Origin of the sequence: Bradyrhizobium sp., assembly GCF_016462955.1 — a bacterium.
In the GTDB taxonomy this organism is placed as follows: domain Bacteria; phylum Pseudomonadota; class Alphaproteobacteria; order Rhizobiales; family Xanthobacteraceae; genus Bradyrhizobium.
Genome location: NZ_JAEMSD010000351.1, coordinates 1 through 7,314, shown reverse-complemented (window position 1 = coordinate 7,314; position 7,314 = coordinate 1). Strand labels below are relative to the sequence as shown.

Genomic DNA, 7,314 nt, shown 5'->3' with positions numbered 1-7,314 from the left:
ATTGCGGATGGGCTGCACCACGAACGGCATCGAATACACCACCGAGCCGATGACCAAGCCTTCGAACGTGAAGGCGAGTGTACGCCGGCCCCCCAGGCTTGCGATCCATCCACCCGGCCCGTCCGGGCCGAGCAGCACCAGCAGATAGAAGCCGAGCACGGTCGGCGGAAGCACCAGGGGCAGCGCAACCACGCTCGCGATGATCTCGGTCCACCAGCCCTTGGCGCGCGCCAGCCACCAGGCCAGCGGCGTCGCCAGCACCAACAGGATCGCGGTCGAGATCGCGGCGAGCTCAAGCGTCAGCAAAATCGACTGTCGGATCTCCGCCGTCAGGGTCTCCATGCGGGTCAGCTCTGCTCATCCGGCAAGTAGCCGTACTTCTCGATGATGGCGCGCGCCTCCGGTCCCCTGAGGAAGCCGATGAACGCACGCGCAGCCTCGTTGCCGGCGCCCGTCTTCAGCAGCACCGCATCCTGCCGGATCGGATGATAGAGCGTCTGCGGCACCACCCAGCGCGAACCGGCTTCGCTGCCGGTCAGTTGCGAGAGCGCCACGAACCCGACCTCGGCATTCCCCGTCTCGACGAACTGATAGGCCTGGGTAATGGTCGCACCCTCCACCAGCTTCGGTTTCAGCGTCTCGTAGAGTCCCAATGACTGCATCGTTTCCACGGCGGCGAGACCGTAAGGCGCAGCGGCCGGATTGCAGATCGAGAGCTTGGCAAAGGACGCCGCCCTCAGCGTTTCCTCGCCGGTGACGACACCGGGTGACTTGCTCCACAGCACGAGCTTGCCGATCGCGTAGGTGAAACGGCTGTCTGCCGCCGCAAGACCGTCCTCGATGAGCTTTTTTGGCCGTGACTCGTCGGCGGACAGGAGCACCTGGAACGGCGCGCCCTGCGTGATCTGGGTGTAGAATTGCCCGCTCGTCCCGAAGCTCAACACCGCTTCGTGCCCGGTCTTCTGCTTGAAGAGGGCGGCGATCTCCTTGGCGGCATCGGTGAAGTTGGCGGCCACCGCGACGTTGGTCTGCGCGGCCTGTGCCTCGGCGCATGCGAGCAGGAGTCCTGCGACACTGGCGATCGAGCGAAGCAGCTTCATGGCAAACTCCAGCGGACGGCAATTGCTTCCGTGCAGCCCGATTGCTGCGAGGCGCCGCCTGGAAGGCTCCCAGCAATCGGCATGCCGGACCAGCGGCCGAAGTCTGGTGCGCGCCTTGCAGGAACAGCGCCAAAAGCAGGGGCTTCCCGCCCTTAACCGGCGGCGGGACTGATGATCCGTGTCGGATCTCCGACAATGCCGTCGGCAAGCCGACACCACTGAAGGGACGCACGACATGGCAATTGTTGCATCGCGTGCCGAGCTCGAACGCCTGCTGGAGGACGACGTCCCGTACGGCGATCTCACCACGGAGGCGCTTGGGATCGGCGGAGCCGACGGAGTCATGCAGTTTGCCGCGCGCACGCCGATGGTTCTGGCGCTCGCCGAGGATGCGGCCGAGATCATCACGCTCGCCGGCTGCGAGGTGGAGCTGTTCGCCGTATCCGGTGCAGCGCTGGAGCAGGGCGCCCCGATCCTTCAGGCGCGGGGTCCGGCCGCGGGCCTGTTGCGGAGCTGGAAGGTGGCGCAGACCTTAATCGAGATCTGGTCGGGTGTGGCGAGCGAAACCCGCGCCATCGTCGATGCGGCGCGGGCGGTGGCGCCTCACATCCCCGTCGCCTGCACGCGCAAGAACGTGCCGGGCACCAAGCGCTTTGCGGTCGCGGCCGTGAAGGCGGGCGGTGCCGTGATGCACCGGCTCGGCCTGTCGGAAACCGTGCTGGTGTTCCCCGAGCATCGCGCATTCCTCGGCGAACTGCCGCTGTTTCAGGCGGTCGAGCGCCTGCGACGGGCCGCGCCGGAGAAGAAGCTCGTGATCGAGGTGAAGACCGCCGATGCCGCACTTGCCGCGGCAGTCGCCGGTTTCGACGTGATTCAGGCCGAGAAGTTCTCGCCGGCCGAGATCTCTGCCTTGGTCAAGCGCATCGCATCGATGGCCTATACGCGCGCTCGTCCGATCATCGCCGCCGCCGGCGGCGTCAACGCGGCAAATGCCGCGGCCTATGCGCAGGCCGGCGCCGATATCCTGGTCACCTCCGCGCCCTATCTCGCAAAGCCCAGGGACGTGCAGGTGCAGATTGCGGCAGCCGACGACGGCAGGCGCCGTGCGCGGCTCAGTCAAAGAGGGGATGCAGCGGTTGCGTTGCCGACTTAGCAGGAGCCGCCTCTCTCCGAGTCGCCATCGCTATTTGGACAGGCTCCTGGTTTCGGGTTGGCCTCCTCCGAGGAGCAGAACGAGCCCGGCAGTGACAATCGCTATGCCGATCCACTCGATGGTTGTTGGAATCTCGCCAAGTATCGGAATCGCCAACAGCGTCGCACTTGCCGGTACCGCCGCAGCCAGACCGGCCGAGGGCGTAGGCCCGAGACTCCTCACGGAAATTGAGAACAGGATGACCGCCAGGAAACCGGGGCCCAAGCCCTGGAAAGCGGCCTGAAGCAGGATCGTCGGCCACGGCGCATCCTGCATGGTGGAAGGGAGAAAGAAAAACCAGACCGGCAGGAAAAGTAGCGCGTTCGGCACGCTGACCAGGACAAGCGCCTGGCGCGCCTCGACCTGCCAGTGCTTCACGCCCACGAAGTATATCGAAAGCACAGCTGACGCCGCGAGGAAGAACCCGATGGCCGACGCCACGTTGTTGCCGCCGGCACGCATGCCCGGAATGGCAACGAGCACTGCGCCCACGAGCAGGATGAAAACTGCGACGAGTTGCTGCCAGGACGGCACGCGCCGCGCGAAAAGCAATCCCAGCAGAATGGTGAAGATCGGTAGCGAGCCGTTGGCGAACGCTCCCCCATACGCTGCCGACGCCCCCTTCAACCCGAAGTACATCAAGATGCTGTACACCGCGCCGGGGCCGAAAATCGACATTGACAGAACTGCGCGCAGCGGCAGGTGACGCGGCCACCAGGCCTTGGCGAACGGAAGAACCAGGGCGCCGGTGACCATGAACCGAAGCGCCGTCAGATCGAAGGGTGTCAGGCCGGATTGCATGCCGGCCCTGGAGAAGACGAGAAAGCCGGACCAGATACAGAATACGCCGGCTGCGCTCAGGAGTCCGAGAATCCGCTCGTTCGATGGGGTTGCTGGAGACAAGCCGGTGTCCGATTGCTTGAGATATCTGAGCGCACTCAATACACCTGCGAACTCCAGATGCTCTCCGCGACATGGTCCTCCATGGTGAGCGATCCCCAGGAGTTTTTCCAGCCGAGAGTTCCGCAAGCCGCTGGGATCGGATCGCTGGGGGGACGGCCACGCTGTACGATGACGGAAGCAACGCCCAGGAACACTTCCGGCGACGCTCCGTTAGCGCAGCAACCGTCCGGAGTTGTCCATGACCGATTATCCAAAGCCGCCTTATCCTGCGCAGCAGCAACCGATGCCCGGCTCGACGCGGGCGATGCAACCCCGGCCGGATCACGGTGAGGAGAGTTACAAGGGCGCCGGGCGTCTTGCGGGAAAGAAGGCCGTCATCACGGGCGGAGACAGCGGTATCGGCCGCGCGGTCGCGATCGCCTATGCGCGTGAAGGCGCCGATATCGTCATATCCTATCTGAACGAGGACGAGGATGCCGCGGAGGTGAAGGCGCTGGTGGAGCGGGAGGGACGTAAAGTGGTCCTCATCTCCGGCGATATCAGCAATCCCGAGCATTGCCGCGCCATCGTGCGTCGCACCGTCGAGGAACTCGGCGGCATCGACATCCTCGTTAACAACGCCGCTCATCAGGCCACCTTCGAGGACATCGCTGAGATCAGCGACGAGGAGTGGCAGCGCACGTTCGAGACCAACATCCACGCCATGTTCTATCTGGCCAAGGCCGCCGTCCCCCACATGCCGCCGGGAGGGGCGATCATCAACACGGCGTCGGTGAATTCGGACATGCCGAACCCTACGCTGCTGGCTTACGCCACGACCAAGGGGGCGATCCAGAATTTCACGGGCGGGCTCGCCCAGATGCTGGCCGCGAAAGGCATCCGGGTCAACGCGGTGGCCCCTGGGCCGATCTGGACGCCGCTGATCCCTTCGACGATGTCGGAGGACAGGGTCAAGAACTTCGGCAAGCAGGTCCCAATGCAGCGCGCCGGCCAGCCGGCGGAGCTCGCAACCGCCTATGTCATGCTGGCCGATCCGCTCTCGAGCTACACTTCCGGGGCGACGCTGGCCGTCACCGGTGGCAAGCCGTTCATCTGATCGTGTGTGCAAGGACGATGGCGACGCTGGACGTCGCCATCGTCCTGATCAGTAGTGGTCAGTCCGCCTTGATCACGCGGCGTTCGACGCCTTGGCGTTGACGCCTTTGCGAAGCGCCACCGTGTTCAGCTTGGTGTTGGCCGCCTTCTCTTCGTTCAGATTGGTCGTGAGGAAGCGCACGATGTCGTCATGGCCGAGTTCTTCGGCCCAGGCGATCAGCGTCCCGTAACGGCACATTTCGTAATGCTCCACCGCCTGCGCGTTGGCGACGATCGCGGCGTCCAGCACCGCCTTGTCCTCGATCTCGCCGGCGGTCTCGTCAGCTTCCTTGATCAGGCCGTCGATCGCCGGGCAATTGGTGCCGCTCGGCTCCTTGCCGAGCTTCGCGAACACCTTCTCGAGGCGCTCGACCTGCTTGTTGGTCTCCTCCAAATGCGCCTTCAGCCCGGTGACAAGATCCTTGTTGGTCGCCTTCTCGATCATCTTCGGCAGCGCCTTCAGGATCTGCTGCTCCGCGTAATAGATGTCCTGCAGCCCATGCAGCAGCAGGTCTTCCATCGTTTTGATGTCCTTGGTGAAGAAACCCATAAAAGACGCCTCCTTTTCACAATGATGGCAGTGGAACGCGGTGCGGCCCTCGCTGTTCCATCCAGTGTGGAGATCAGGAGAGCCGAATGAGCGATGGAGTGGAGCATCTTGCAGGCCTGCTTGGACGTGCCGCGATGGACGTGTGGGGTGACATGCCCCGCGACATTCAGGAAGCGCTGTTCGAGACCGCGATGAAGGGGCGCGAAACGGAACGTGAGGAGCTCGCGCGGCTGCTGCACGATCGGCATCCGCGCACGCTGCATCCGGCTCGCCCGGGATGACACAGGCGGGCAGGAACGATCGTGCGGGCTCCTGATTGGTGAATTGGGTGGCGTGCCGCACAGGCTTCAATGAGAGCCGCGGGAGGCGCATCGCCGAGCGCTGTTCAACTATGTGAGCGTGACAGATATGAACATCGGAAGATGGTACGATCCGATTTCGGAGCGGTGGATCGTGCCGCGCCCGGCGCACACCGTTGCGTATGATCGGTCGATCCCGGAGAAGGGGCTGGAGACCCGCAAAAGAGAAGAGCAGCAGCGGATCTGGAATCTTCTGGTCGATTGCTGCGCACGCGGGTGATTTTCGAGCCTTGCCGGACGTCCGGAGAGTCGGCTGTATCCAGCGGCCCTCAGGCTGGTTTACGCGGAGCAGGCAAGCGTTTCCCTCAACGCTGATCTCGACGACGGCCGGAGCGGATCGGTATATTACCACCCTCGATGACCCGCGCCGGAACAAGGATCAGATGATGGACGATACGATTGGCTTCCCCGACGGGGGTCTCGACCTGTCGGACGGCTTCAAGCCGCACACGTCGCATTGGGGCGTGTTTTCCGCGCGCCAGGGCGCGGCCGGCCTCGAGGTCAGGGCCTATGCGGGCGACCCCGATCCGAACGGCATCATCGACAATTTTCCGGGCGCCCTCCGCCACCAGGCCCGCATCGCCCAGCCGGCGGTTCGCCGCGGCTGGCTCGAGCGCGGACCGGGCCCCGACCATCGCCGCGGCCGCGACGAGTTCGTCCCGGTCAGCTGGGAGAAGGCCCTTGATCTGCTCGGCGACGAGCTTGGCCGCATCCGCGACACGCGCGGCCCCGGCGCCGTGTTCGGCGGCTCCTATGGCTGGTCCAGCGCCGGGCGCTTTCATCACGCCCAGAGCCAGGTGCATCGCTTCCTCAACATCGCGATGGGCGGCTATGTGCGCTCCGTCAACTCCTATTCCTCGGGCGCGTCCTCGGTGCTGCTGCCGCAAATCCTGGCCGGCTACGAGGACATCACCAGGCGCAACGTCACCTGGGAACAGATTGCGGCCGAGACGGACATCGTGCTGGCGTTCGGCGGCATGGCGCTGAAGAACTCCATGGTGGCCGGCGGCTCGATCAGCAAGCATGTCGAGCGCGGCGCCATGGCAGCTGCGCGCGGGCGCGGCTGCGAGTTCATCCTGGTCAGCCCGCTGCGCGACGATCTGCCGGTCGAGGCCGGCGCCGAATGGATGACGTGCATCCCCGGGACCGATACTGCGCTGATGCTCGGCATCGTGTACTCGCTGGTCAGCGAGAACCTGCACGATCAGGCCTTTCTCGATCGCTACACCGAAGGCTGGCCGGTCTTCCTGCGCTATCTCACCGGCGAGAGCGACGGCCAAGCCAAGCACGCCGAATGGGCCAGCGCGATCTGTGGTGTCGAGGCGGATACGATCCGCAAGCTGGCGCGGCGCCTTGCGGGAAAGCGCGCGCTCGTCACCGTCTCCCATTCGCTGCAGCGCGCCGAGCATGGCGAGCAGCCGGTGTGGATGGGCATGGTGCTGGCGGCAGCCCTCGGCCAGATCGGCCTTCCCGGCGGCGGCTACGCCTATTCGCTGGGTGCAATCGGCTATTATGGCCGGCGCGTCAACGACGTGCCCGGGCCGACGCTCGGGCAGGGCCGCAACGGTGTTGCGGATTTCATCCCGGTGGCGCGCATCGCCGACATGCTGCTCAATCCCGGCAGCACCTATCGCTATAACGGCGAGACGCGCACCTATCCGGATATTCGTCTGGTCTACTGGGCCGGCGGAAACCCGTTCCACCATCACCAGGACATCAACCGCCTGCGCAAGGCCGTTGCACAGCTCGACACCTTCGTCGTGCACGAGCTGGCCTGGACCGCCACGGCGCGCCATGCCGATATCGTGCTGCCCGCGACAATGACACTGGAGCGCGAGGACATCGGCTATTCCACCAATGATCCCCTGATGGTCGCCATGCACCGCATTGCCGAGCCGTTCGGGCTCGCGCGCGACGACTACGACATCTTCGCCGATCTCGCCGAACGCCTTGGAGCGCGCGAACCGTTCACCGAGGGGCGCACGTCGCGGGAGTGGCTCAGACATCTCTACGAGCCGACCCGTGCTTCGCTGGCCAAGCGCGGCCTCGAAGCGCCTGATTTCGACGCTTTCTGGG

The 7,314-nt window shown here is 64.9% G+C and carries 7 protein-coding genes and 1 pseudogene; 4 read left to right on the top strand and 4 right to left on the bottom strand.

Translation table 11 applies throughout. From position 1 onward, the window contains the following. Positions 1-342: pseudogene (locus tag JHD07_RS27775) on the bottom strand (molybdate ABC transporter permease subunit); the annotation flags it as partial. A 5-nt stretch (positions 343-347) separates the two neighbouring features. After that, positions 348-1,100, bottom strand: a complete 753-nt coding sequence (gene modA, locus JHD07_RS27770) for a molybdate ABC transporter substrate-binding protein (RefSeq protein ID WP_291627861.1) — start codon at positions 1,098-1,100, stop codon at positions 348-350. 235 nt (positions 1,101-1,335) lie between these two features. Here modA and modD point away from each other — a divergent pair, with 235 nt between their 5' ends. Further along, positions 1,336-2,253, top strand: coding sequence for a ModD protein (gene modD, locus JHD07_RS27765; protein WP_291627859.1), 918 nt, complete (start codon positions 1,336-1,338; stop codon positions 2,251-2,253). Between the two features lie 30 nt (positions 2,254-2,283). Here modD and JHD07_RS27760 read toward each other — a convergent pair whose 3' ends face one another. Beyond that, a complete protein-coding gene (locus JHD07_RS27760; RefSeq protein WP_291627857.1) occupies positions 2,284-3,234 on the bottom strand; it encodes a DMT family transporter in 951 nt (316 codons plus the stop codon). A 199-nt stretch (positions 3,235-3,433) separates the two neighbouring features. Between JHD07_RS27760 and JHD07_RS27755 the strand changes: the two genes are divergently transcribed. Then, positions 3,434-4,291 carry an SDR family oxidoreductase gene (locus tag JHD07_RS27755; RefSeq protein ID WP_291627855.1) on the top strand — a complete coding sequence of 286 codons (858 nt, stop codon included), beginning with the start codon at positions 3,434-3,436 and terminating at the stop codon, positions 4,289-4,291. Positions 4,292-4,363: 72 nt separating this feature from the next. Here the strand turns inward: JHD07_RS27755 and JHD07_RS27750 are convergent, their stop codons facing one another. After that, entirely contained in the window at positions 4,364-4,879 is a 516-nt protein-coding gene (locus JHD07_RS27750) for a ferritin-like domain-containing protein (protein WP_291627854.1), read from the bottom strand. An 86-nt stretch (positions 4,880-4,965) separates the two neighbouring features. On the opposite strand from JHD07_RS27750, the gene JHD07_RS27745 reads away from it, so the two are divergent. Next, positions 4,966-5,160, top strand: a complete 195-nt coding sequence (locus JHD07_RS27745; RefSeq protein ID WP_291627852.1) for a hypothetical protein — start codon at positions 4,966-4,968, stop codon at positions 5,158-5,160. Positions 5,161-5,624: 464 nt separating this feature from the next. Then, the coding region (locus JHD07_RS27740) for a molybdopterin-dependent oxidoreductase (RefSeq protein ID WP_291627850.1) at positions 5,625-7,314 on the top strand (1,690 nt) is incomplete at its 3' end.

What these genes read in the sequence shown, in the direction of transcription:
- JHD07_RS27750 (WP_291627854.1), bottom strand. Translation starts at nt 4,879, where the DNA reads ATGGGTTTCTTCACCAAGGACATCAAAACGATGGAAGACCTGCTGCTG.
- JHD07_RS27755 (WP_291627855.1), top strand. Translation starts at nt 3,434, where the DNA reads ATGACCGATTATCCAAAGCCGCCTTATCCTGCGCAGCAGCAACCGATG.
- JHD07_RS27745 (WP_291627852.1), top strand. Translation starts at nt 4,966, where the DNA reads ATGAGCGATGGAGTGGAGCATCTTGCAGGCCTGCTTGGACGTGCCGCG.
- modD (WP_291627859.1), top strand. Translation starts at nt 1,336, where the DNA reads ATGGCAATTGTTGCATCGCGTGCCGAGCTCGAACGCCTGCTGGAGGAC.
- modA (WP_291627861.1), bottom strand. Translation starts at nt 1,100, where the DNA reads ATGAAGCTGCTTCGCTCGATCGCCAGTGTCGCAGGACTCCTGCTCGCA.